Here is a 24555-nt window from a genome sequence, read left to right on the forward strand (position 1 = left end):
ATGATTTATTTATGATTGGAAAAGATAGTCAAAATTAAGGAGAGTTAAATTGCAACCATAGTTAGAGAATAAAAAGTAAAAAAAGGGGGTTATTGTGGGTAATTTTTATGTAAAGAATTTCATGTTTGAGAACGGTGAGAGGTATTGTTTGTTATTTGATAGGGCGACTAACATACCGAGATATTACGAAAACATGTATATAACAGTAGAGGTGAGAAACCGAACTCACTCAGTAAAGACGATGGAAGCAGTAATCAGGACCTTACTGTTATTGAATGATTATTTAAATCTGAAGAATATAGACATAATAGAAAGGATAATGGAATTAGAATTCCTGACTATTCAAGAGATAGATGAATTGGTCTACTATTTAGGTTTAAACCATACTACAAAAAAAGTTGTAAAAATTACACATGGAAGAAGGCAACCAGTAAGTGTAAAAACTAAGTATAACAGGATAAATTGGATTAGCAGGTATTTCACATGGCTTTCTAACTATCTTTTATATGATAAGAAAGTGGAAGTAAAAAAACAAAATGTATTCATAAGAACGCTGGACAGCAAAAAACCGAAACTTTGTTATGATGATGACTATTATACCTCAGAGTCAAAATCTCTTGATGATCACCAAAAGAGGCAACTTTTTTCTGCAATAAAATCATCCTCTCATCAAAATCCGTTTTCAAAGACAGTTCGCACAAGGAATGAATTAATAGTAATCATGCTGTACATGTTGGGTGTGCGAGCAGGAGAGCTTTTGAACATTCGTTTGCGAGATATAGATCTTGAAAACAGGACGATCAAAATTATTCGTCGTCATGATGATCTTACGGATAACAGGATCAAGCAGCCGCTTGTTAAAACTTTGAACAGAAACATTTACATGTCAGAGTGGCTTGAAAGTAAGATCTACTTTTACATACAAGGTGAACGACAAAAGAACATAAAGAAGCACAAACATGATTTTCTGTTCATAACACAGGGTAGCTCTCTGAATAGAGGATTACCGTTGACAATGGCAGCGTATGAGAAGTTATTCGAGCGAATAAAAGAGATTGATAGCTTACCAAAGAATTTTTCAGGACATAAGTTGAGGCATACCTGGAACTATGAATTTTCTAAAGAGTTAAGGAATGCGACGATAGAAAATGGGAACATAAATGAAGAGTTAATTCGATCTTATGTTATGGGATGGGTTCCGAATACAAACATATCGAAAGTGTACAATCAAAGATTCACTAAAGAGATCTGTAGCCAAATCCAGAAAGCTATGCAAAAAAAGATGTGTAAAATAATTGAGGTGATGGGCGATGATTAATCAGACAATACTTAAAGAAGAATTCAATATAAGATATAGTATGGCTGGATATGAATTTGATCTCAGAGAAAAAAATTGGAATCTGAAAAGGGGAGTAATAATTAACTTATCATTTCTGAATGATTTTTTAGAAAAAATTTATCATGAAGGTTTCATTCATACTCTTTCTTATTTTGCACAGGTATACAAACCAGAGTCAGTAAGTTCATTTGTTGTTAAAATAAAAGCTATTATGTTTGGTTATAATGTTAGGACGTTCAGTGAACATGAACTTATTACTGCATATAGCGACTTGCAGAGCAAAGATTACGAAAAATTCATAACGTTTAAGAGCTTTATAATTAAATGGAAAGAACTTGGTTATTATGGAATAGATGACAATGCTTATGAATATTTAAAAGTAATAACTATCCCTACAAGTGTTCATGGAGATGTCGTTAAAAGAAGAGACCCAAAATTAGGTCCATTTAATGATCTGGAAATTAAAATGATTGTAGATGGACTTGAAACGGGTATAAATCGAGGCACAGTAAGTGAATATTGTTATATTTTCACAAGGATTTTACTACTAAGTGGTAGAAGACCTATTCAAATCATGTCATTAAAACACCGAGATGTTATAAAGAATGAAGGGGGATACTTTTTAAGAATACCGAGAGCTAAGCAAAAGAATAATGTGTTCAGGGGGACGTTCAGAGAAATAGAAATCACAGAGGATATCTGGCAACATTTAATGAAAGTAATGGTTCACAATATAGATAAAGTTAAAGAAATTATTGCTGAAGATTTAAATGAGAAGTTTTTCGACGATTTGCCTATATTTCTTTCAATCCCTCAATTATGTAAAGTTTCAAATGGAATAGATTTCTCTAAGTACCTACAATGTGATTTTTTACATATCAGAACAGGTCAGGCTCGATTTTGGTTAAAAGATTTTGCTAAGAAATTTAAAATATATTCTCCAAGGACAGGGGAATTATTGAAAATTCATCCAGTAAGGTTTCGCTATACATTCGGGACGTTATTAGCCAGAAGTGGAGGAAACTTGAGCACAATTGCTTTCGCAATGGATCATTCGTCTGATACCAGTGCAGGTTATTATATTAAAAACTTATCTGATAACGTCAATGTTATAGACAAAGCAGTAGAACGTTATCTAACAGATATATCAGATGTATTTCTTGGTAAAAGAGGATACCAGGGAGATTTATTACAGAAAGTGCTCACAATGGACATAAAAAAAGAAAGTAAAAACAATAGAAACTGTGATGGTTGTCAACATTTTAAAGCATGGAATAAGGGGGTAAAATGACTGTCTTAATATTCAATCCACCAAATGATGAGCAGGATAATAATTTAGAACAATTCATATCATTTTGTAAACAGCAATTTAACCATCAAAAGAGAATGCATACATGGGATGACAATATTTGGTATAAGTTGGGCACATTCACCAAACTAAAAACCAAACATTGGGAAGATGGTAATGCAATGAATTTGGAGTTTGTTGACTTTGCGAAGTCTTACATTATTTATCAAAGAGGTCTAACAAGGAAGAAGAAATTTCAACGAGAGATGGTTGTTTTAAAATGCATCGAAGAATCACTAATCAAATTAAAGGGCAGTGCATGTATAACCAATTGTGATACTATGGTTTTTGATTTGGCTTTAAATATAATGAAAAAAAGTTTTTCAGAATACTCTGTATACAAACTATCAAAAGTATTAGAAAGGTTTTCTATATTCTTGGTTGAAAAGAAATTAGTCAGAAAATTTTTTATAGGATGGGTGTCTCCTTTAAAATTAAAACAGGTCGAAAGTTATAAACCGCTTTCAGAGGTAATTGGAGAAAATGGGAAATTATCAAATTTATCTGCCATTGAAGCATTAGCGAGTATTTTTGCAAAAGAAGATTCGAAACTAAGTGAAAAGGATCAGTATGTAAGTTCTGTATTCGCTCTTTTGATGTGTGCTCCGAGTAGAATTTCAGAGATCCTTGCTTTACCGGCCGATTGTGAAATCGTTGAACAAGATAAAGATGGTGCAGAGCATTATGGGCTTCGCTTTTATTCAGCAAAAGGATATGGAGCAGATATTAAATGGATACCTTCGATAATGGTTCCCGTAGCTCAAAAAGCAGTGGCAAGACTCAGGAGACTATCAGCGAACGCAAGAGCCATCGCGTTATGGCATGAAAACAAATCATCAGTTTTTAGACTGCCTACTTGTCCAGATGTAGATGAAGAACAACCTCTAACAAGTGCTCAGGTATATAAAGCTTTAGGTTATGATGTTAATTTAAAATGGAAACATGGTTATAAAGCCAAAATAGAATCTTTGTTATTAAATGATAAAAAAACATTCTTGGGTAAAAAGTACTCCTATACACTGAAAACTCTATTCCAAACAATCCATAATTCGCCGCCACCAGATTTCCCATATTACGATAGGGAAAAAGGGATTAAATATTCCAATGCTCTATGTATTGTTAATGGTTATCAACTTAATGAAGATGCACAAACTAATCTGTGGCAAATTCACAAATATTCAGCTAATAGCCTCATGTTGGAAATTGGACACAAAAAGATAGGAGGACCAAATATATTTGAAAGACATGGTTTTTTTGATAGAGATGGCAAACCATTGATTGTATATAGCCATCAGGCAAGGCATTTACTTAATACGTTCGCATATCTTGGCGGGATGAATGATTTTGATATCGCAAGATGGTCTGGGCGTAATAGGATTACAAGCAATAGAGATTATAACCATGTTTCAGAAGAGCACATGAAGTGTTATGCCATCGACATAAGCGAACAAAAGCAAAGTTCCATTGAGCCTTTCTTAGGAACTGATAGTGGGATCTCTGACTCGAACCTTGATCCTGATGTGCATGGAGCTGTGCTTGCTACAGAACAGGGCTATTGCCAACATCACTACTCCATAAAACCCTGCTCCAAGTTCTCTGGCTTAGATGACACAACAGGTAGCGGCAGCGCTGAGCTGACCGATCTTGTAGACAAGCTGGTATATAGAACTGAACAGGATAAGAACGATGGAGTGTATGGTGCAGAACAATGGTTAGAACTACATCTTAAATATAAAGAAAAACTCAATAAAAAATAGGAGAGAGTATGGCAAAGCATTTAAGTAGAAGAGATATCGATTATATACTTTATTCAATCACCGAGTGGAACATGAAAAGCGACAAGCTAACTTGGGACAACTTATGCAAAAAAGTATCAAGAAAGATCGGGAAAACCCCAACAAGGCAATCCTTATATACACACAAAGAAATCGTAAATTTATACATGGCTAAAAAGAAGGCTATCAGGCAGAAAGTTGATCTCGTTGACAAACCATCCAGCATTAAAAAAGCCTACGAAAAGATCGATAAATTAGAAATCAAAGTTGCAGAACTGTCTAACCTGAACAATATACTGCAAGAGAATATAGCTAAGCTACAGTACTCTTGTTATCTCAAAGGGATTAAAGAACACGAAATTGAAGAAAACTTTCCCATCATTAAAAGATAATATTGATAGGTTTTAACTATTGACATGATTGAATATTATGCTAATTGTATAGACAGAAATACGGACGTTAACAATTGCAAGGATGCATATTATGGAAAAATTAAATAGCATGGAGCGTTTTCTAATACTTTTTGAACGCTTCATTAAAAAGCTCGAAGAGTCTGGATTGTCTGAGTCAGACATATTAGAAAAGTCTTACCTTTTCTGTGTAGGTTTTTATATCAAGTATAAAAATGACATTGATAATATGGAGTTAGCTAATAGAGATGTTGTTTTATCTTTTATGCTTACCTCTTATTACTGCTTTATTAATAATGTTGAAAAAAGAGTAATCGATGCTGATAAAATAAGAAGAATGTGTGGATTACTCATTCACTTCATCATGAAGAACAAAGCTAATTCAGAAACTGTTTTTATAACAGAAAAAAGAAAATATGATCGTTCTGTATTGGCAAGGTCATTAAAAGAAAGAAATCTCAACTATATGGCGAACAATAATAAAAACACTTAAAACAGAATCTGTTCCTATATAGATTCTGTTTTAAATATAAGATGCTTAATTTCATGCTGCATTCAAGTTCTGATCAAAGATCTCCATCCATTGATTAAGTTGTTCTTTGAGATCATTAATGCCCTTGCTTGAATTAAAAGAATCATTACGAGGATAGAACCGAATATGCCACTCTGGTTTACGAATGTCTTTTACACGGATAAAGAGACCTGTATCAGCGATGTTTTGACCTAATGTTTTGCCGTTTTCACTGATACCCTTTAAACCACCACCTGAAATTTCGCCACCATGTGTGATGTTGTAGCTCCATTCTTTAATATCATCAAAAGAATAAGTATTTGCTCCTTCGCTATTTTTAAGAAAGACCTCTTGTTTATTTGTGTCTAACCGGATTTCACAATCATTGAATTTATGAAGATAGACCCCATCATTATTGTCGTTAAGATAATTGACTGTTGCAGAGTTATTCTTTCTGACAACATATTTGCCATATGCTGTAGCCAGAAGCATTGCACTGACGAAAAACAGAGGTACCCAATAAACTGACATAACCTTAGCACCCCCAAAATAAGCAACAAAAACAGGGAGTGCAATCGCCAGTAATACACGCTTCATCATGAAGTATTTCATACGTTTGTTCCTGTACGATGTAAAAAGAAATTGAAAATAGGCTAGTAAAATCAATCTATTAGCCTACATTTCGTTCAAGGTACATTTTGGACGAAGCGATAAAGTTATCAAATCATTTGTACCGATCGATACTTTCATCTTGATAGTTTATTCCTATCATATGTGATTTATCGATCGATTGTGACGATCGATTAATTATACTAAAATCAATGATATAGCTGTTTGCAGCAATAATAATGCTAAATTTTAGACCTAAAACCGTTTGTTTTTGTAGCTTTTTCAACAGCAGAAAGAGGTGGTGTGTCTATAGGAAGGGGGATAGCCGAAAAAATCTTGGGGGGCTGCTTAAACGCCTTTAACAATGGATTACGTAGTTTTTTGATGGTGTTAACTATTTTGTCTACCCAGGGGATGGTTTCTATCCATCGCATCACTACGTCCACATAGCTTTTACCTGTGGTTTTAACTTTCTCTTGATAGATATCATCTGCTACAGGCAAGACAGATAAAGGAAGCAGGGTGTTTTCTGCATCTATACCACCAAAAAAACTTACGGCATCAGCTTTCACTATCTTGATAATTTCTTCTGGGTTGGTTGCATTGAAGGCAATGGAAGCTTTTCTATCATCTACGACAAGGGGATCAATGATGATGAACGGCTCTAAGTTTTTCCATGAATACTTTTTACCTAATTGGGATGCTTTGAATGAAATTTTGGCGTATTCAAATGAAAAACCGTTCATTTTTCCGGTTGAAGCCCTGTTGGGGATTGCTCTTATCTTCTGAGCTGCAAGCTGCTGCACAAACCTTTCTTCGGAAATCTTGCTGGTTATGAGTGTATCTATAGCTTCTTGTATGATTGTCTTTGCACATTTCTCGCCAGTTCTTTCTTCTAACATTGCTTCATTACGTGATTTTTTACGTTTGGTAGGTGAGGAAGAAGGTTTCACAGCATCAGTTCCTTTAGTTCTTGTTAGCTGGTAGTCCTTTTCAAGTTCCTGGATGATACGTGTGCTGATAAGGTTCTCATTTTTACCTAAGTAGAGCTTCCCGGATGTTGCATCTATGCGACTTGCTACTATATGGATATGTTGACCATCTTTATCATCATGAAGCACGTATGCACGTAGATGCGTTTCAGAGAAGCCCATACGCTTCATATAGTCGTCAGCTAACAGCTTCCATTGTTGTATAGGTAGACACTCACCAGCAGGTAGACGCAGAGAATTGTGCCAAACAGGTTTACTTACATCGGAGCGTAGGAGCTTCGTAGCGTTGAACTCTGCACTTAGTGCTTCTGCGAAGCTTTCTATGACATTCCCTCCGATTACATACGGATCTGACTTGTGGTGCGAAGCAGGTTTTAATAAATAAGAAATAAGGCCATTAAAGGTTTTCCCTCTTTTGATTTTTTGCATTCCTTTCATTAAAGTTAACTCATAGATCTCTTGGAGGATGTAAGACAGAAGCGAAGCTCAGAAATTTGGCGCTTCACTGCGAAGATCTCTGTCTTTGTAAGCTCACCACCAGTGCTTTTACTTTCGAGATGAATAAGTAGCTTGTTCAGCTTCTGTGATATTTCGCTGAGGGATTTCCAAGCTTCTATGTTGATTGAAGGAACTACTATGGGAAGCTTATCAAGAGAAGCTAATCTGAGCCATTCCCCCTTGCTTTTCTCTCCACGTTTAGCATTGAGAAGCTGTAGTTCTTCATGGTTCAGTCGAACACTGATGCAATGCGTTCTTAGTAAATTTTGATATGATTCATTTTTATTAATTTTATTAAAAGTATTTTCCATACGAACTCCATTCGTGTTTTTATCCGAAGCATATTCCTTATGCTTAGAATATTTATATTGCACAAAAGAAAAATGTCAATGTATACAGGTAATTTAGGTTGAATAAAAACGAAGCTATTGCTGAAATAATACAACATCTTCAGAGTGTTTTTGCATTATGGTTTTTAGGTTTTGATGTTCTTTTTCAACCAAAGGGCGAAAAAGCAAGGTCAACTTGAGAAGCGTAGCTTCGATAAGTTAGCCCTTGCTAAATAATAATATAAGAAGTTTAGATAATTGACAAAGTTGTTTCATAATGTATAAAGAATTAAATATAGCAATTATATAAAAGAGGTATATATGAAGGGTAATAAAAGATATCAAAATTTAATGGCCATAATCTTTGTAGTCTGTTTTTTCTTTAATCTACCATTCAGTCAGCCATTATATAAAGATGGAAGTGTCGTGGAGGTATTCGTAGTATTAGCTAGTTTCTTTTACATGATGGCTTTCCCATTCTTTTACTTTTTTGAAAATAAATGCAGAGATAAGGTATAATCTCCGCATTATTAGCATTCATCCGTATTTATGGTAATTTTTTCAATATAATTGCGGAAATTATTTTTGCTAATGAAAGAGAAGCTATTACAACTATAATTAAATACCCTATAACACTAGAAGCAATGGAGAAAATAAACTCTGCAATCTTTTTCAATTTTTCGTAGAAAATAGAAAAACCAAAAGCTATTAAAATTGGAGGAACTAGCAACCAATATTTAGAAAGGATTTCATACCTCCAGATACTCTAATAGTTCTTCATTAAAAGCTTCTATATTGGCATTTGGAAACTCTTCCCGTAGTCTTGAGGCAAGAGCTAATGCTTTATTTTTATAAACAGAATCAAATCCTAATAGATGACGAGAGGAGTTTTCACTCTTCATTAAATCATCATCCCAAAGCATCATTTTTCTAACGCCTGATTGAAGTAATAGTCTTGAGACCGAAGAACCTACTGAACCACATCCGACGATAGCTACTTTATGTTCAGAGATTTTCTTGTAAGTTTTGTTATGCTCACGGCCCGTTAACCAAGAATCGTCAGAACGGTCAACTATGAGATTTTCTGTTTTAGTTTGGCCTATTCTATTTTTTAAAATCTTTCCATCGATGTAATTTCTATAACCATCTAATAAAGCTGTATTTCTGAATCGACCCCGACTAAGACCTTTGGTATCGAAGCGGTCTGAGGCAAGATCACTAACTCCCTTGGGAATCTGTATTCCTATAATATTCATTCCAGAAGGAGTTGGGAATGAAATTAGAATTATTGGCTTGACATTGAACATATTAGCACAAGATCTTAAGATCAATTCAATAGTGCTTTCTGAATCTTCCTGTTGCTGATTTATGATTTCAAAAAAATCCCTTGCAGTTTTGGGATACTGACTCGGATACCAGGCTTCATCGAAGAATATCAATGGAATGGAAATTATTTTAGATAGTTGCTGTTGCCTTATTCGCTTATCTTTTGAATTACTTTCATCCGATTCTAATGGCAATATTTTTTGGTTTTCCAACCAGTTAATTAATTCTTTCTGTGTGTCAGAATATATTACTCCAAATTTCCGAGTCCGATAACCGAAAACCAACCTTGTGTTTTTATTTGTTAGATCACACAGGCTTATAAGTCGATCTGTTTTATTACATTGATAAATCCAATAGTTCTGGAACTCATCAATAAAATCCTCATTTAAATCTCCATTTATTCCTTTTCTTAGCATTAGTATAGCATCGTTTAGTAAGTCGACTGCATAGGTCATATCATTATGATCGATGATATAACTGTCAGGCCAAACACATAACTTGCCATTTTTTTCTAAGTGCGGGAGTTGGCAAACATCAATTTTAGGTGAGGAAATAAACACATCTGGAATGTCAAATTGACTAAGAGTTTTGTATCTTAGTTGCAATACAATAGGTTCATTACTAAATTCTAAATCAGTTGGTAACTCCCAAGCGCAAGCATATCTATTATCGAATTTTATTAATTCATTCATAGAAAGCTTCCTTGCACCATAAGGTGCAAGGATTGTGCTCAACTGATCTATCTTTTTTTTAAGACAATCAGGCATAACCACCACCACCTTGTCTATTTACAGCGGCACTTGATGATTCAGCCATGCCTAATGCAGATGCTGCAATTTTCTTAATACCATTATCTGAAATTTCAATTTCTAACGGAATATTCTCTCCATTCTTTTTATGGTCCGATACACATAAAAATTGACCTTGTACATTATCAACAATATTTTCGTATTCTTTTTTTGCTCGATATGATGGGGGATCATTAGCATCATCTGCAATAGGATCTGAACTTGCAATTATGAATGCATTTTGTTTTGCTCGGTTGAATACTTCCATCGCCAGTTCGGAGGTTTTTGCTTCATCTCCTTTACCGCTTGAACTATCATGCGATAAAGATCGCCAAGAGCAATGATGTGGGGTTTGTAGTATATCGTAATCAAGCCACGACATATTGTAATTTTTAAACAGGCGGTTACGGACACCTTCCCAACAAACAACTTCCGCATCACCACCACTTAAAAAGAATGCTGTTTTATTATCGCCTTTTAACTCAAAATTGATAATTACACTTGAATGATTCTTACCTAACTTATCTTCATCTTCATCCTCATCAAAATCTTTTTTTGGTGATGGTGCAAGCAAATGAGCTTCAAAATTGTATGAATATGCACCATTAATTAGTCGAGTTGTATTATCAAGTTGCAGTACAATATTAGGGATATCATCAGTTTTACCATTTTCATCTTCACCTAAGACTAAAACTTGATTACCGACACCATCTAAATATCGTTTTTCTTTGTAAAGATTAACTCTTCGTTTTACTTCTGAATTAAGATCTCTTGCATCTTGGACTAAATTATGATTTTGTGCATGGTGTCGCCTAAATACTATCGGACTGGACCAGATTTCATTAATAAAGATTTTATCTGACCTTTCACTCCAGTCTTCGGGTTTGCCTAAATGGAAGTGCTCAGAAATTCCAGAACAATGATCTTTATCGGGATGAGACCAAATAAATAGGTGGATAAATAATCTACCTTTCTCATCACGATCCAGCTTTTCTCTTAACTGAGAAAGAACATCAGGGTGTTCCTTCCCTTTTCTTATGTGGCAATCGATTAAAATATTTTGCCCATCTTCCGTTTGGATGAGGGTCATATCCCCATTACCAACGGGGAAGAAACATATCTTTGCAGACATATTATATCCTTATTAATTATTTCTGATCGGTATTATCTCCCGATCTTGCTGTGCGAGATTTCTCAATCCCAAAAATAGCCATACCTACATCTTCGATTTTGCCAACGAATTTATCTACATTCAAGCCAGCAAAGAAGGCAAATGCCATATATCCATAATCGCCACCACTACCGTTTTGTGATGCATCTAACACTATCAAACCCGCTTTAAGGAACAGGTAGGCCACAACACCACAGATACCACTAACGATAGGTCTCAACACATACCAAACATGCCAGCGTTCATCCCAGCAGTTCCTAACACATTTGTTAAGATACACTCCACGGATACAGTAAAGAGTTCCACCAAGGATACCTATCAACCCACAACGGATCATAAGCTTCTTACTCATGATCCATTCAGGAAACACATCCCCCTTTACTAACCCGGCATACACAAGGACAACAAGTAAGAGTAGGAAGAAGAGATAACAGATTATCCGTTTCATATGTAGCCTATAGGTAACTTTTTAAGTGAATTTTCATGTTTAGTCATTTTAGATCATGTTCTTAGATTATCCATGAAAGTACTGCTGCATCATTGGCGTATGCGCGTCCAGGTTATCAATCGTACTCATCGAATTCGTTATTCCATTCTCTTTACTTTTAATGCGTTAGTGAGAATTTCTGTTCTCATGCGTGACCATGATGGTGCTCTGGGTCGCGTCAACGCTGCCGATGAAATTCAGCTCATAGGGAGGCGATTGTACCATCAATACGATGTTGATTTAACAATCTGCATGGTTGTGCGATCGCGCTTCCAGATGTGGGCTGGCGTTATGCGTCAGAGCGCGCAATAGCAAAAAAAGAGGAGGTAAAGACGGGAACGAACGTGATTCCCACCTGCGAAAACGCAGGTGGGAACTGGGATATTAGAAACTGTACTTCACGCCCAGCATGCCCTGGGTGTCGCTGTAACCGTTGTCGCCCAGTTGTTGGGCAACATTTCCCCACAGTTGTAGACGCTTGTTAATTTGCCCTTCAACGCCCACTTTCAGCTCGCCAACATTACGCGTGCCGCTGATATCATTGCTGATATCATCCATTTTCACGCGGTACGTGTCCGAATTGTAGATCCAGTTCGCTTCGACAAACGGCTGGAAGGTACGATCTTTCCCGTCGTCCAGTTTGTTGTTCCCCTGAAGATATGCTTTCACGCCGAGACGTGTTTGCAGATTACCGTCTGTTTTATCCGACACGCGAGTTCCGTTATGTTCGGTCAGACTATCGGCCTGCACGTCCATCCAGGTAAGCTGGAGTTTGGGTTGCAGCCAGTAGCTGGTGCGCTCATCGCTGCTTTCGCCGAGACGGAAGCTATATCCACTCTCAATTGAGGCGGTAACGCCATCGGCATCATACTTCTCGGTGGCGAGATCTTCGCCGGAGACCTTGTTATCAAACCAGTTGTAAAGCACCCAGCTGTCGACATAGAGACCGGTTTTATCGAGCTCGTTGGCATACCAGGTGCCATAAAGCCCGGCGCTATAACCACTCACTTCGCCACGAGAAGAATATCCGGTCAGTCGTGAATGCGTGCGGCTTTTACTGTTGGCATAGCCCGCCATCAGGCCGAGGTGCAAACGGTCCTGACCGTTGCTGCTCCACTGCGCGATGTCACCACCAATCTGCAACACATATCGATTACTCTGTGTGGAGAGTTGATCTGACCCATCTTTAAAACGAGTGTGTCCGCCGACGTTACGCATCCACAGGCTGGTCACTTTTTGCTCGCCGGTCAGCGCGTCGGTGTACTGGGTTTCCCCCAAACGATCGTGCAGGCGAGTATTAAACAGGGTGTTGTTGGCCATTGCGTTCGCGAGATAGCTGCCTGATTCCGGGCGATACTGATGTTCACCTTCAGGTTGCGTTGGGATAGGGTCAACGGGCGGCACGGGGTCGACAGGCGGTAAAGGGTCAACCGGGTCGACAGGCGGTACAGGGTCAACCGGGTCGACAGGTGGTACAGGGTCAACCGGATCAACCGGTGGCACTGGGTCAACGGGATCAACCGGCGGTTTAGGATCGATAGGGTCAACAGGATCTACAGGTTTGACCGGATCCGGAATGGCTTCACTGGTGAGATACCAGTTCTGATTGTCGAGTTTGACAATATTGTAGTCATACCCGCCAGCGACGATACGCCCCTCTTTGGCAAATGTGCCGTTTGATTCACCGGCGATATCGACAATGCGGATACCTTCAATGGTTTGCGCACCGGTGCCACCTGCATTGCTGATGCTGACGCGGGTGTCGCCCGCGGTATCGCCGAGTACGACCAGTTTGTCAGTGGCGGAGTTGTCATCGCCCAATACCGTGCGCAGCGCCAGTAACCCATTGTCTGCGGTATAGTCGCCGTTAATGGTGAGCGTAGTCGGCGTAAATTCACCGCTAACTTCTCCAGAAGAGAGGGACGCGTTACCCGCCAGAACAAGAGAGTTGAGCGTCTGGTCGTGGCCGTTGAGATCCAACGTTCCGGCGCTGTCGACGACATAATCTGAATTGGCGCTAAAGGTATTCGCTACACCCGCACGCAGCGTGCCGTTTGCCACATGGGTGGTGCCCGTGTAGGTGTTAGCGCCGCTGAGGGTCGTAATGCCCGAACCAATCTGATTCACTTCCCCGTGGTTAACAATGTTTGCCGCGAGCGTGAAATCTTCGCTGTTATGATTAAAGTTGAGAATCGCGGTACTGGTATCCCCCTCACGACCTAAAAGGATCACCGGCGCGTTGAGTGTGCCCGCTCCCTGTTCCGCTTCACCAGCTACGCCGCCTATATTGAGTATTCCTGTGGCCGTTGTGCTATAGCCTAATTGCAACTCTTTTCCCACATTGACGGTTGCGCCATTACTGATGGTCAGCGTGCCAAACGCTGAATTTTCATCCGCACCGTAACCGCCAACGGTTAAATTTGAAGTGACATCAAGCGTTGACTGATCACCGTCGACCAGCACTTCACCATGACCAGCCTGATTAAATTCTGGATAACCATTGAATCCTGATACCAGGCTTTTGGCTACGCTGAGGTGACCACCGTTGGTGATCGCAAGATACCCCGTTCCCTGATCGCCAACCATCGTCCACTGAGTATCAACCGATGAGTTTTCTCCGTCGATAATAACGACCCCTTCAGCCGCACTCGCGAACTCCCCGACTCTGAGTTCGCCGACGCCGGTGATCTGGCTCCCCTTTTCAACGAACAGGGTTCCTTTTCCGTCATATTTGCCTAACAAAAGATAAGCACCGTTAACCGACCATCTGGCGCCATTGGTTAACGTTAAGGACCCCGTTGAGTTTGTACCGATGATATTGTCATTTATGTTTGGCGATTGAGTATTGATTGCGCGATTATCAATAATCATGCTGCCATCGGTGTCTTTCCCGATAATCAGCGACTTAAACTGGTCCCATTCAGATTCAGTATTCTCTGTCGATGATAGCGTAACGGAATTGTTTTCATTGATCGTGACGGTGATGTTGGTATCAACCGGCGTATAGGAAGCGAATAAATCGATATTATTAACGGCTCCTGCATTGGCCTGAGCTGAAAGTATCAGGGATACCACGAGTGCAATTTTTGACATTGGGTGAATCAGAGGATTAGGGCTCATCGCTTTTCCTTGCTCATAATAAATATATTGTTTTTCAATTTAAAAAAACAAAGGCTCTGCAATCTGGATAGTAGTGATGGCAGGAATAAAATAAAAAATCGTTTAAGACACTACAATCATTAACGATTAATAGGTTTTAACAATATAAGAATAATACGCGTGTGAAGAATGCTGGCGCAGTGATTAAAAATTTTTTGTTGTCACTTATCCACGGGGAGATAAAAATCTTAAATCAGCGTCTTTTTTGTGTATGAGCAAGCGGCGAAAAGATTAGAAAAATAATTTAGTTGTCATGGGTGAATATTGGCGTGATTATTATTATCACCATATTAATATGGATATGTGGGGCGAGAGCGTTTGATAATAATGTGCGTTTATTGATTAAAATCAAAAGTTGAAGAATTGATGATATAAGAAAAATAACATGAGCATTAAGACAATGACAAGTTATTAATACGGTTTCATATTATTCGTTATACGACGCTGAATAACCGAATATCGATGCAAGCAGAAAATCGCGAACTGTCACTTTCGGGTAATGGTATGCACAATAGATAAGTTGTAAGATACATGCATCTTTTGTCGGGAGGGGCGCAATGGCTGGAAAACGTATTGCTCGTGAGAAAAAAACGATTGAAAAAATGATCGCGCTTTACGAGAAACAGTGCCCGCAGGCTGTAGCTCAGAGCGGGCATTATGATGATCTTTTCGCGTATGCAGAAAAGCGCCTCGACAAGTGCGTGTTCGGTGAAGAAAAACCGGCCTGCAAACAGTGCCCGGTACACTGCTATCAGCCAGCAAAACGCGAAGAGATGAAGCAGATAATGCGCTGGGCCGGGCCGCGAATGCTTTGGCGGCACCCGATTCTTACGGTCCGCCATCTGATTGATGACAAGCGCCCGGTGCCGGAACTACCTGAAAAATACCGCAAGAAACCCAATGCGAAATAACTACCCGCCCATCACTACCCGATAACCGGCCTGTTCGATTTTCTCGCGCAGTGGGGCGATATCCTGCTCTGTTGGCGTTGTCACGCCCGCCATTTGCCACACTTTACTAAGCTGATGGTATTTCGGTTCACCGTACTGATGAAACGGTAGAAGGTGAATTTCCTGCACCGCGAGCGGGGCGAGGAACGCCAGGATCTGCGTCACGTTTTCGTCGTTCAACGTGAAGCCCGGGATCAGCGGCAGACGCGGGATGACCTTTATACCTGCTGCCAGCAGCTGGCGAAAGTTTTCCAGCACGCGTAGCTGGTTGATATTCAACACCTCGCGGGCGCGTTCGGCATCCATGATTTTTAAATCAAACAAGACTTCATCGCAGGCGCTGGCCAGCGGCAGCAACCGGCTGAACGATGCGTCACCTGCCGTTTCGATTGCCGTACGGATACCTAACTGGCGCAGGCGCTGCAAAAATTGAGTGGCAAATTCTGCCTGCATCAGTACTTCACCGCCCGAAAGCGTGACGCCCCCGCCCGATGCGCGAAAGAAAATATCATCTTTCAGCACATCGCGTTCCAGCTGTTCCAGCGTGACGTCGCGGCCAATATTTTCCCATGCGCCAGACGGGCACTCATCCGCATCCTGGCGGCAGCGAACGCAGCGCAGGCATTTGCTTTCGCGGCGCACGGTTTCGATTTTTGGCGACAGTGATTCCGGGTTAGCGCACCACGGGCAGCGGTGCGGGCAGCCTTTAAAAAAGACCACCGTACGGATGCCCTGGCCGTCGTTTAGCGAGTAACGCTGGATGTTAAAGATGCGCGCCGTGTCGGCGCGCGGCTCCATTACCTCATAGCTGATGCGCGGTGCGGCGGATAATGTCATCCTGAATCTCCTTCGACAGCTCAACAAAGAAGGCGCTGTAGCCCGCCACGCGGACCACCAATCCGGCGAAATCCTGCGGGCGCTGCTGGGCTTCGCGCAGCATGTCGGCGTTGACTACGTTAAACTGCACGTGTTGCAACTTCAGTTTGGTAAAGGCGAGCAGGAAGTCCGAGAGTTTGTTCAGGCCGCCTTCGCCTTCCAGCGTCGCCGGGGTAAATTTCACGTTCAGCAGGGTCCCGTTAGAGAGCAAATAGTTATCCAGCTTGCTCACCGATTTCAGAACCGCCGTTGGCCCCTGGCAGTCCTGACCTAACATAGGCGACAACCCGCCATCCGCCAGCTGTTCCCCGGCAAAACGTCCGTCCGGGGTTGCGCCGACTACCGATCCCAGCGGTACGTGTGCCGAAACGGTGTAGGAACCCGGTGTAAATTGCCCCCCGCGCGGGTTGCGGTATTTTTCCACCTCTTTGCAGTAAAAACGCAGCAGATCGGCGCTGATATTATCCACTTCGTCGATATCGTTACCGTACTTCTCGAAGCGGTTAATCAGCCGCGCACGCACTTCTTTGCCCTCTGGTGTTTCGAAGTTGGCTTTCAGCACCGCCAGCAGTTCGTCAAAACTCATCCGCTGCTGGTCAAAAACCATACCTTTCAGTGCATGTAGCGAGTCGCTCATATTGGCGATACCAATGCCCTGCACGCCGGAGAAGTTGTAGCGCGCGCCGCCTTCGGTGATATCTTTGCCATTGGCAAGGCAGTCGCTGACAAACGATGAGAGCAGCGGCACCGGCGCCCAGTCGCGATGGCCGATATCGCAAATATTGCTGCCTTCAACCATTAACTTAATATAATGGCGGATCTTGTCGCGGATTTGCGCCTGCAAGCCCTCCCAGTTGATATCCGGGTTGCCCTCGTTTTCATGCAGCACGATTTCCATCACCTTCAGCAGGTTAAACATAGCGATATCGTGTAGCCCGTAGGTGCGCCCGGGAATCGACAGCTCAACGCAGCCAACTACCGCGTAATCGCGCGCATCTTCCAGCGACACGCCACGGTTTAAAAATGCCGGAACCACCACTTCATCGTTAAAAATTTGCGGAATGCCGGTACCGAGGCGAATGGTCTCAGCGGTTTTACGCAGGAACGGGCGATCGATCAGTTCATTGACGCGCACGCCGAGGTTTGGCTGCGGCAGACGTACGCTCTGGTAGGCGTCCAGACACATAAACGAAAGGGCATTGACGGCGCTGCGGCCATTCTCGGTTAAGCCGCCGAGCAGGGCGGTATAGCCTGTCGGGAAACCGGCAAAATAGCGGGCGCTGCTGGTGGAACGCAGCAGTACGATGTCGTTGCATTTCACCCACAGGGATTCCAGCAGTTCGCGCAGCGTTTGCGCGTCAACGCCACGGTTGAGCGAGGCCTGCCAGAAGGGCAGCATGTACTGATCGAAGCGGCCCAGCGATATTGAGCTGGCGTTGGATTCATACTGCAAAATGATGTTCATGTACCAGAACAGCTGGCAGGCCTGATGGAAATCCTCCGGGCGCTGTTCGGCGTTATGGCGGGATGTCGCGGCGATAGACAGCAGCTCCTGGCGACGTCCGGCATCCGGGCACGCTGCGGCCAGGGTTTCCGCCAGTGCGGCATAGCGCAGAATATGGCGCTGCGCGGCTTCCAGCACAATCAATACTGCGGCATAAAAATGGTTTTCCCGCTGCTGAGTGCAGTGTGCTTTCATCTCTGAAATCAGCGCGGCGAGGCCGTTATTCAGCAGCCGCGGGTAGTCAATAATGATATGACCCTGGCCTTTGTCTGTCTGGTTAACGCTGAAAATCTGTGTACCAACGGCGGTTTTTACCTCATCGGTCATCTGCCCGTTAATGAAATCTTTCATCGAGCGCTTTTCCCAGTACGGGAACAATTCTTCGCGATAGCAGCGCTTGTCGTCGTCGCTGATGACAAACCGATCCTGCGGGCGCGTCGGGAACTGATCGAGTTCTTTAAGCAACCAGTAAGGATCCATCTCCGGTGACATAATCCCGGCGCGCGGTTTAATCGTTCGATTGCCCGCAATCAGTTCGTCGTCGCGAATGCTGATGGCGACGTTATCCAGAATGTGCGCGGTGGCTTTCGCGCGGCGAATCATCACCGGCTCGCCTTCTGTCTGGCGATGGCTCTCGGTGTAGAGCAGGGCGCGCTCAAGTGAAATTTCACGTGGATGAGCGAAAAGGGCGTCTTTCAGGCGTTGAATGCGATGGGTCATACGGGGTGCTCCTCAGAACAGGTGATGTGTCTAAGGTAGGCAAATCAGGGGGGCGAAGACAGGAGACAATCTGGCGAAATACTGGATTATTGTACGCAGATTTTGAAAGTGAGATCTCTGTTTTGTCCTGTATTAAAAACACAGCGCCAATGATTTGGCGCTGTGTATGTTTGCGTGTCTAGGGGAGCAGTGCGTCTTTATCAATCCCCAGGCGTTTCATGCGTGACAGCAGCGTGGTGCGCTTCAGACCCAGCCTTTGCGCCGCGCCTTTTGGCCCGGCGACGACGCCGTTGGTCTCTTTCAGCACGCGGGTGATCAGCTGGAATTCATCTTCCCCGTCCATGGCGCAGGTCGCGGCTGGTGCGGGGGATTCATTAGGGGATAGGGTGACTTCCGGCAGCGACAGTTGCAGCACGCTGCCGCGCGTCAGCAGCACGGCGCGCTCAATCACGTTCTCCAGTTCACGGACGTTACCCGGCCACTCCATACGTTCCAGGGTGCGCAGGGTTTCCGCCGGAATGCTGTCGATATTGCGCCCCAGACGGCGGGCGATTTTAAAGGTGAAGGCTTTCACCAGCAGCGGAATATCTTCCGGACGTTCGCGTAACGGTGGAAGGTGGATCGGGAAGACGTTCAATCGATAATAGAGATCGCTACGAAATTCGCGATCGTTAACCATCTGTTTCAGATCGCGGTTGGTGGCGGCGATCAGACGCACATCGGTGCGGATCAGCTTATTGCTGCCGAGGCGCTCAAACTCTTGCTCTTGCAAGACGCGTAGCAGTTTTGGCTGAAGTTCCACCGGCATGTCGCCCACTTCATCGAGGAACAGGGAGCTTTTATCGGCAAGTTCAAAACGACCAATGCGCTGCGTATTTGCGCCGGTAAACGCGCCGCGTTCGTGGCCAAAGAGGTCGCTTTCCAGCAACCCGGCTGGCATTGCGGCGCAGTTCATTTTCACCATCCGGCGACCGTTGCGGTTGCTGAGATTGTGGATGGCGCGGGCAATCAGCTCTTTCCCGGTGCCGGTTTCGCCGAGGATCAGCACCGTGCTGTCGCTTTGCGCCACCATTTCAACCTGCTTAAGCACGCTGTACATCGCTTCGCTGCGACCAATAATTTCGCCGAACTCGCTTTCAACATTGTTGAGCTGCTCAGTTAGCGCCAGGTTCTCATCCACCAGCCGCTCTTTTAGTCGATGAATTTCCTGATAGGCGAGAGCGTTATCTACCGCGATGGCCACCCGTTCGGCAATCTGACGCAATAGCTTAAGGTTGGTAGCGGTAAAGACTTTTTCGTCGCACTGGGCCAGCTTCAGCACGCCCAGCATGGTGTTGCCCGACATCAGCGGCAGCAGGCACAGGGTTTGAATCTGGTTATCCCACATATCGAACAGCATGCGTTCGTAGGGGGCGAGCTTATCCTGCTCGCGCAGGTTGAGCATCAGCATCTCTTTGCTTTTAAACACGCGCTCGGTCAGCGTACCGGCTTCGCTCACTTCACTCTGATCGTGAACCGGGTCGTTCACATCCAGATAGTGTGTCGAGTAGATGTTGAGTTTGCCTTTACGGTTGCTGCGCAGCACGATGCTGATGGCGTCGATGCGGAAGTAATAGTGGATCTCTTTGGCCACCGCGCTCACCAGGTCGTCCATATCCAGACGCGAGAGCACGGCGTTGGTGATAGCGACCAGAATGCGGAAGTTATCGCGTTCGTGGCACAGTAAGTCGTAATCGACGTTGTTGGTGACGCGACTCTGAATTTGCTCGGTAACCACCGCGATAATCTGGGTGAAGGTTTGCAGCCGCTGATACTCTTTTTCCGTCCACGGCTGGTCGTTGTCACGAATAAATTCGCAGCCGCCGAAAATGCGTCCTTCCGCCGCCAGAGGCAGCAGGCTGTAGTGACCAAAGGGCGTATAAAGTTCACTGGCGGCGAGTTGCGGCCAGGTTTCACTGAATTCGCGATAGTCGCAGTGCAGGGCGTCCGGGCGCGAGAGCAGTCGACGCACCGGACCGTTAGCCAGCAGGCTGTCATCATCGTAGGCAATGGGTTTCCCTGCTTCATGCGTCGCATGATAGCTGGCGCGATGATTGCCCGCCTGCAGCAGTACGATGGCCGCCCGATCTGCCAGTGCAGATTGCTTGACCAGTTGGGTCAGCGTTTCGCAAAGCGCCGCCAGATCGGGTTGTTGCAGAAGTGTCCGGGTGATATCGAACAGCCCTTGCTGACCGAGATCGCCCATCGGTGTATACGACATTGATTAGCCCACAAACGTACCGTGAGGGTACGGAAAAAGAAAAAATTAGATTAATAGCAGGGCGGAACCTGCTTTTGTCGGGTGGCGCTGCGCTTACCCGACCTACAACGACCAAACCATCATGCCGGTGCACGGTGTCGGGTGGCGCTACGCTTACCCGACCGACAAAAGACCAAACCCATGCACAGCTTACCCGTAGGCCGGGCAAGCGTAGCGCCCCCGGCACAACACGGGCACTCAGCAAATCCGCGGCAGCGGCTCTGCGTGCGGAAGATCGAGCGTGCGTTTCACGCCGTACAGCCCGGCGACGCGTACGCCTTTACGTTCGGTGACTTCACCAATAATCGCCGCATCGCGCCCCAAAGGATGCGCACGCAGCGCTTCCAGCACGGCATCCGCCGCGTCGCGCGCCACGCCGATCACCAGTTTGCCTTCGTTGGCAAAGTTAAGCGCATCCAGCCCAAGCAGTTCACACACGCCGCGCACCGCCTCTTTCAGCGGCAGCTTTTGCTCGTGCAGTTCGATACCGAAACCACTGGTGGCGGCATATTCATGCGCCACGGCGTTCACGCCGCCACGGGTGGCGTCGCGCAGGGCTTTTACGCCAGGGATATGGCGCAGCGCCTGAATCAGCGGCGTCAGCACCGCGCAGTCGCTCGCCAGTTCGCCATCCAGCCCCATCTGCTCGCGAAGGTTAAGGATAGTCGCTCCGTGGTCGCCCAGGGTGCCGCTCACCAATAATTGGTCGCCCGGCTGCAACTGCGCCGCACCCCAGTGAATATCCGCCGGAATGGCACCCATCCCGGCGGTATTGATAAACAGTTTATCCGCCGCGCCGCGCGGTACCACTTTGGTATCACCGGTCACGATAGCGATATCCGCCGCTTTCGCCGTCGCCGCCATGCTGTTCACCACCGCTTCCAGCGTCTCCATCGGCAGGCCTTCTTCGAGGATAAAACCGCAGGAGAGAAAGCGTGGGATCGCACCGCTGACCGCGACATCATTCGCCGTACCGCACACCGCCAGTTTGCCGATGTTGCCGCCGGGGAAGAAGAGCGGGTCGATAACGTAGCTGTCGGTGGAGAAGGCTAAACGGTCGCCCTGAGCCATCAGAGAAGCCAGCGACAAACGCGCCTGATCTTCCTGTTCCGCCAGCCACGGGTTGGCGAATGCCTGCATAAACAGGTCGCCAATCAACTGCTGCATTGCCTGGCCGCCACTGCCGTGAGCGAGCTGAATACTTTTCATGCTTCTGATTCCTGACTGCGATATTGATACCAGGCCGCGCAGGCTCCCTCGGAGGAAACCATCAGTGCGCCGAAGGCACTTTGTGGATTACAGGTGTTGCCGAAAAGCGGGCATTGATGCGGTTTGCAGCGCCCGGTTAACACGTCGCCGCAGCGCGCGCGCGGGTCATCGCTGACATTTTGCGGCGCAGGTTTGAAGTGCGCTTCTGCATCAAATGATTGATATTTTTCGGTTAACTGCACGCCAGAGTCATTGATAAGCCCCAGACCGCGCCATTCGCTGTCGCCTTTCACGGTAAACACGTCGGCGATAGCCACCTGCGCCAGCCGGTTGCCTTCATCGGGCACGACCCGGCGGTATTGATTCTCTACCTGAATGTTATCCGCTATTTTCTGCTCAACCAGCATGTTCACGCCTTGCAGTAGATCAATCGGTTCGAATCCAGCGACCACTAATGGACGATGAAAATCGCTGGCGATAAATCCGTAAGCGTCGGTGCCGATGACCATACTGACGTGGCCCGGCGCGAGGAAAGCGTCAATGCCGTTGTCCGGTTGCTCCAGCAGGCTGCGCAACGTCGGGATGAGCGTAATGTGCTGACAGAAAAAGAAGAAGTTATCGACCTGCTGGATACGCGCCTGTTGCAGGGTAATAGCGGTGGCGGGCATGGTGGTTTCGAAGCCAAGGCCAAAGAACACCACTTTGCGATCCGGGTTCTGTTTCGCCAGTTTTAACGCATCCATCGGCGAATAGATAATGCGCACGTCCGCGCCGCGCGATTTCGCCTGCATCAGCGAGCCGTTTTTCCCCGGTACGCGCATCGCATCGCCAAAAGTGCAGAAAATCACTTCCGGATGGCTGGCGATTTCGATACAGCTATCGATGCGCCCCATCGGCAGCACGCATACCGGGCAGCCCGGCCCGTGGATGAACTCGATGTTATCCGGCAGAAGCTGGTCGAGGCCAAACTTAAAAATGGCGTGGGTGTGGCCGCCGCACACTTCCATGATGCGCAACGGGCGCGCGGCGGTGTAGTTCAGCAGCGCCGCACGGGATTTCAGGTGCGCGATAAGCTGCATCACCTGCTCAGGGGCGCGATATTCATCAACGAAACGCATCAGTGCTCCTCGCCATACAGCAGCGCGCCGACGTCCGGCTCGACTTCAAACATATTGTGCAGCGCCGCGAGGGTGTCGCGGGCTTCTTCTTCGTTAATGATGCTCATGGCGAAGCCGACGTGCACCAGCACCCACTGGCCGATGCGCGACTGGCCCTGTTCATCCACCGCGCCAACCAGCGTCAGGTCAACGTCGCGCTTTACGCCGCTGACTTCTACTTTCGCCTGGACGCCATCAATGGCGCAGATTTGCCCCGGAATACCTATGCACATCGCTGTGCCTCCAGCCAGTTCAGCCAGGTGTCCATGCCTTCGCCGCTGGTGGCGGAAATCAGCAGAACTTCAATGTTCGGATTCACTTCACGGGCGTAAGCGATGCACTTCTCAACGTCGAAGTTGAGGTACGGCAACAGGTCGACTTTATTAAGCAGCATGATAGATGCGGCGGCAAACATATGCGGATATTTGAGCGGTTTGTCTTCGCCTTCGGTGACGGAGAGCACGGCGACTTTGTGCTTTTCGCCGAGATCAAAACTTGCCGGGCACACCAGGTTACCAACGTTTTCGATAAACAGAATGCCGTGATTATCCAGCGGCAGGCGCGGCGCGGCGTCGGCAATCATCTGCGCGTCAAGGTGACAACCTTTACCGGTGTTAACCTGAATCGCCGGTGTGCCGGTGGCGCGAATACGCGCGGCATCGTTCACCGTTTGTTGATCGCCTTCAATAACGGCGCACGGCACCTTGTCTTTCAGGCGCATTAACGTTTCGGTGAGCAGAGTCGTTTTACCGGAGCCTGGGCTCGACACCAGATTCAGCACCAGCAGTTCGCGGGCGGCAAAGCGAGCGCGGTTACGCGCGGCGAGCTGGTTGTTTTTGTCCAGCACGTCAATTTCGACTTCCAGCATGCGACGCTGACTCATGCCCGGCGCGTGGGTTCCCGCTTCGCCGTGACCGTAATGCAGGTCGCCGTTGTCGGCGCGCGTCGGTTCAAATTGCTGGGTTTTCACACCCGTAATGGTCATTGCTGGCCGTGCAGCAGAGGCGAAAGGCGCACTGCGAAACGGCGAGTGCGGGTTATGTTCGTCTCCCTCTATATAGAGGTTACCTTCTCCACAACCACAGGTGGTACACATAG

At 45.3% G+C, this 24555-nt stretch carries 20 protein-coding genes; 6 read left to right on the forward strand and 14 right to left on the reverse strand.

Annotated features, from left to right (window positions below; translation table 11 throughout):
• Positions 1 to 319: 319 nt before the first annotated feature.
• From G163CM_RS23040 to G163CM_RS23060, 5 genes are all read left to right on the forward strand, one after another.
• Complete coding sequence (locus G163CM_RS23040; protein ID WP_231826409.1) at positions 320 to 1318, forward strand: tyrosine-type recombinase/integrase; 999 nt, start codon at positions 320 to 322, stop codon at positions 1316 to 1318.
• On the forward strand, positions 1311 to 2630 hold the full coding sequence (locus G163CM_RS23045; protein ID WP_231826410.1) for a site-specific integrase: 1320 nt from the start codon (positions 1311 to 1313) through the stop codon (positions 2628 to 2630). The genes G163CM_RS23040 and G163CM_RS23045 overlap by 8 nt, the downstream gene beginning before the upstream one ends.
• Complete coding sequence (locus tag G163CM_RS23050) at positions 2627 to 4444, forward strand: DNA-binding protein (protein WP_231826411.1); 1818 nt, start codon at positions 2627 to 2629, stop codon at positions 4442 to 4444. The genes G163CM_RS23045 and G163CM_RS23050 overlap by 4 nt, the downstream gene beginning before the upstream one ends.
• Positions 4445 to 4452: 8 nt before the next feature.
• A complete protein-coding gene (locus G163CM_RS23055) occupies positions 4453 to 4854 on the forward strand; it encodes a hypothetical protein (protein WP_231826412.1) in 402 nt (133 codons plus the stop codon).
• Between the two features lie 91 nt (positions 4855 to 4945).
• The gene (locus tag G163CM_RS23060) at positions 4946 to 5365 is read left to right on the forward strand and encodes a hypothetical protein (RefSeq protein ID WP_231826413.1); all 420 of its coding nucleotides are present in this window, start codon (positions 4946 to 4948) and stop codon (positions 5363 to 5365) included.
• A gap of 51 nt (positions 5366 to 5416) precedes the next feature.
• Here the strand turns inward: G163CM_RS23060 and G163CM_RS23065 are convergent, their stop codons facing one another.
• From G163CM_RS23065 to G163CM_RS23095, 7 genes are all read right to left on the reverse strand, one after another.
• Entirely contained in the window at positions 5417 to 5995 is a 579-nt protein-coding gene (locus tag G163CM_RS23065) for a DUF4755 domain-containing protein (RefSeq protein ID WP_231826414.1), read from the reverse strand.
• 239 nt (positions 5996 to 6234) lie between these two features.
• The gene (locus G163CM_RS23070; RefSeq protein WP_231826415.1) at positions 6235 to 7422 is read right to left on the reverse strand and encodes a relaxase/mobilization nuclease domain-containing protein; all 1188 of its coding nucleotides are present in this window, start codon (positions 7420 to 7422) and stop codon (positions 6235 to 6237) included.
• A gap of 5 nt (positions 7423 to 7427) precedes the next feature.
• Positions 7428 to 7793: a hypothetical protein gene (locus G163CM_RS23075; protein WP_124988833.1), complete on the reverse strand. Its 366-nt coding sequence runs from the start codon at positions 7791 to 7793 to the stop codon at positions 7428 to 7430.
• Positions 7794 to 8560: 767 nt separating this feature from the next.
• Positions 8561 to 9829 (reverse strand): ThiF family adenylyltransferase, encoded by a 1269-nt coding sequence (locus tag G163CM_RS23080; RefSeq protein ID WP_231826416.1) that lies wholly within the window; start codon positions 9827 to 9829, stop codon positions 8561 to 8563.
• Positions 9830 to 9896: 67 nt separating this feature from the next.
• Positions 9897 to 11057: a ComEC/Rec2 family competence protein gene (locus G163CM_RS23085; protein ID WP_231826417.1), complete on the reverse strand. Its 1161-nt coding sequence runs from the start codon at positions 11055 to 11057 to the stop codon at positions 9897 to 9899.
• Positions 11058 to 11073: 16 nt separating this feature from the next.
• On the reverse strand, positions 11074 to 11448 hold the full coding sequence (locus tag G163CM_RS23090; protein ID WP_225372713.1) for a hypothetical protein: 375 nt from the start codon (positions 11446 to 11448) through the stop codon (positions 11074 to 11076).
• A 519-nt stretch (positions 11449 to 11967) separates the two neighbouring features.
• Positions 11968 to 14703, reverse strand: coding sequence for an autotransporter outer membrane beta-barrel domain-containing protein (locus tag G163CM_RS23095; protein ID WP_231826418.1), 2736 nt, complete (start codon positions 14701 to 14703; stop codon positions 11968 to 11970).
• 596 nt (positions 14704 to 15299) lie between these two features.
• Between G163CM_RS23095 and G163CM_RS23100 the strand changes: the two genes are divergently transcribed.
• A complete protein-coding gene (locus G163CM_RS23100; protein WP_231826419.1) occupies positions 15300 to 15653 on the forward strand; it encodes a nitrous oxide-stimulated promoter family protein in 354 nt (117 codons plus the stop codon).
• Here the strand turns inward: G163CM_RS23100 and G163CM_RS23105 are convergent, their stop codons facing one another.
• The 7 genes from G163CM_RS23105 to hypB form a co-directional block, all read right to left on the reverse strand.
• A complete protein-coding gene (locus G163CM_RS23105; RefSeq protein ID WP_231826420.1) occupies positions 15654 to 16529 on the reverse strand; it encodes a [formate-C-acetyltransferase]-activating enzyme in 876 nt (291 codons plus the stop codon).
• Positions 16495 to 18792: a formate C-acetyltransferase gene (locus G163CM_RS23110; RefSeq protein ID WP_231826421.1), complete on the reverse strand. Its 2298-nt coding sequence runs from the start codon at positions 18790 to 18792 to the stop codon at positions 16495 to 16497. Before G163CM_RS23110 ends, G163CM_RS23105 begins: the two co-directional genes overlap by 35 nt.
• A gap of 178 nt (positions 18793 to 18970) precedes the next feature.
• Entirely contained in the window at positions 18971 to 21052 is a 2082-nt protein-coding gene (gene flhA, locus G163CM_RS23115) for a formate hydrogenlyase transcriptional activator FlhA (RefSeq protein WP_231826422.1), read from the reverse strand.
• Positions 21053 to 21289: 237 nt separating this feature from the next.
• Positions 21290 to 22300: a hydrogenase expression/formation protein HypE gene (gene hypE / locus G163CM_RS23120; protein WP_231826423.1), complete on the reverse strand. Its 1011-nt coding sequence runs from the start codon at positions 22298 to 22300 to the stop codon at positions 21290 to 21292.
• Complete coding sequence (gene hypD / locus G163CM_RS23125) at positions 22297 to 23418, reverse strand: hydrogenase formation protein HypD (protein ID WP_149463427.1); 1122 nt, start codon at positions 23416 to 23418, stop codon at positions 22297 to 22299. The genes hypE and hypD overlap by 4 nt, the downstream gene beginning before the upstream one ends.
• A complete protein-coding gene (locus tag G163CM_RS23130; RefSeq protein ID WP_015963272.1) occupies positions 23418 to 23690 on the reverse strand; it encodes a HypC/HybG/HupF family hydrogenase formation chaperone in 273 nt (90 codons plus the stop codon). Before G163CM_RS23130 ends, hypD begins: the two co-directional genes overlap by 1 nt.
• Entirely contained in the window at positions 23681 to 24553 is an 873-nt protein-coding gene (gene hypB, locus G163CM_RS23135) for a hydrogenase nickel incorporation protein HypB (protein WP_113857677.1), read from the reverse strand. The genes G163CM_RS23130 and hypB overlap by 10 nt, the downstream gene beginning before the upstream one ends.
• Positions 24554 to 24555 lie beyond the last annotated feature (2 nt).

Origin of the sequence: Pseudocitrobacter corydidari (assembly GCF_021172065.1) — a bacterium.
Classification (GTDB): Bacteria; Pseudomonadota; Gammaproteobacteria; order Enterobacterales; family Enterobacteriaceae; genus Pseudocitrobacter; species Pseudocitrobacter corydidari.

Excerpts from the sequence above, each read along its gene's own strand:
- G163CM_RS23040 (WP_231826409.1), top strand. The coding sequence starts at position 320 with ATGGAATTAGAATTCCTGACTATTCAAGAGATAGATGAATTGGTCTAC.
- G163CM_RS23045 (WP_231826410.1), top strand. The coding sequence starts at position 1,311 with ATGATTAATCAGACAATACTTAAAGAAGAATTCAATATAAGATATAGT.
- G163CM_RS23050 (WP_231826411.1), top strand. The coding sequence starts at position 2,627 with ATGACTGTCTTAATATTCAATCCACCAAATGATGAGCAGGATAATAAT.
- G163CM_RS23055 (WP_231826412.1), top strand. The coding sequence starts at position 4,453 with ATGGCAAAGCATTTAAGTAGAAGAGATATCGATTATATACTTTATTCA.
- G163CM_RS23060 (WP_231826413.1), top strand. The coding sequence starts at position 4,946 with ATGGAAAAATTAAATAGCATGGAGCGTTTTCTAATACTTTTTGAACGC.
- G163CM_RS23065 (WP_231826414.1), bottom strand. The coding sequence starts at position 5,995 with ATGAAATACTTCATGATGAAGCGTGTATTACTGGCGATTGCACTCCCT.
- G163CM_RS23070 (WP_231826415.1), bottom strand. The coding sequence starts at position 7,422 with ATGAAAGGAATGCAAAAAATCAAAAGAGGGAAAACCTTTAATGGCCTT.
- G163CM_RS23075 (WP_124988833.1), bottom strand. The coding sequence starts at position 7,793 with ATGGAAAATACTTTTAATAAAATTAATAAAAATGAATCATATCAAAAT.
- G163CM_RS23080 (WP_231826416.1), bottom strand. The coding sequence starts at position 9,829 with ATGAATGAATTAATAAAATTCGATAATAGATATGCTTGCGCTTGGGAG.
- G163CM_RS23085 (WP_231826417.1), bottom strand. The coding sequence starts at position 11,057 with ATGTCTGCAAAGATATGTTTCTTCCCCGTTGGTAATGGGGATATGACC.
- G163CM_RS23090 (WP_225372713.1), bottom strand. The coding sequence starts at position 11,448 with ATGAGTAAGAAGCTTATGATCCGTTGTGGGTTGATAGGTATCCTTGGT.
- G163CM_RS23095 (WP_231826418.1), bottom strand. The coding sequence starts at position 14,703 with ATGAGCCCTAATCCTCTGATTCACCCAATGTCAAAAATTGCACTCGTG.
- G163CM_RS23100 (WP_231826419.1), top strand. The coding sequence starts at position 15,300 with ATGGCTGGAAAACGTATTGCTCGTGAGAAAAAAACGATTGAAAAAATG.
- G163CM_RS23105 (WP_231826420.1), bottom strand. The coding sequence starts at position 16,529 with ATGACATTATCCGCCGCACCGCGCATCAGCTATGAGGTAATGGAGCCG.
- G163CM_RS23110 (WP_231826421.1), bottom strand. The coding sequence starts at position 18,792 with ATGACCCATCGCATTCAACGCCTGAAAGACGCCCTTTTCGCTCATCCA.
- flhA (WP_231826422.1), bottom strand. The coding sequence starts at position 21,052 with ATGTCGTATACACCGATGGGCGATCTCGGTCAGCAAGGGCTGTTCGAT.
- hypE (WP_231826423.1), bottom strand. The coding sequence starts at position 22,300 with ATGAAAAGTATTCAGCTCGCTCACGGCAGTGGCGGCCAGGCAATGCAG.
- hypD (WP_149463427.1), bottom strand. The coding sequence starts at position 23,418 with ATGCGTTTCGTTGATGAATATCGCGCCCCTGAGCAGGTGATGCAGCTT.
- G163CM_RS23130 (WP_015963272.1), bottom strand. The coding sequence starts at position 23,690 with ATGTGCATAGGTATTCCGGGGCAAATCTGCGCCATTGATGGCGTCCAG.
- hypB (WP_113857677.1), bottom strand. The coding sequence starts at position 24,553 with ATGTGTACCACCTGTGGTTGTGGAGAAGGTAACCTCTATATAGAGGGA.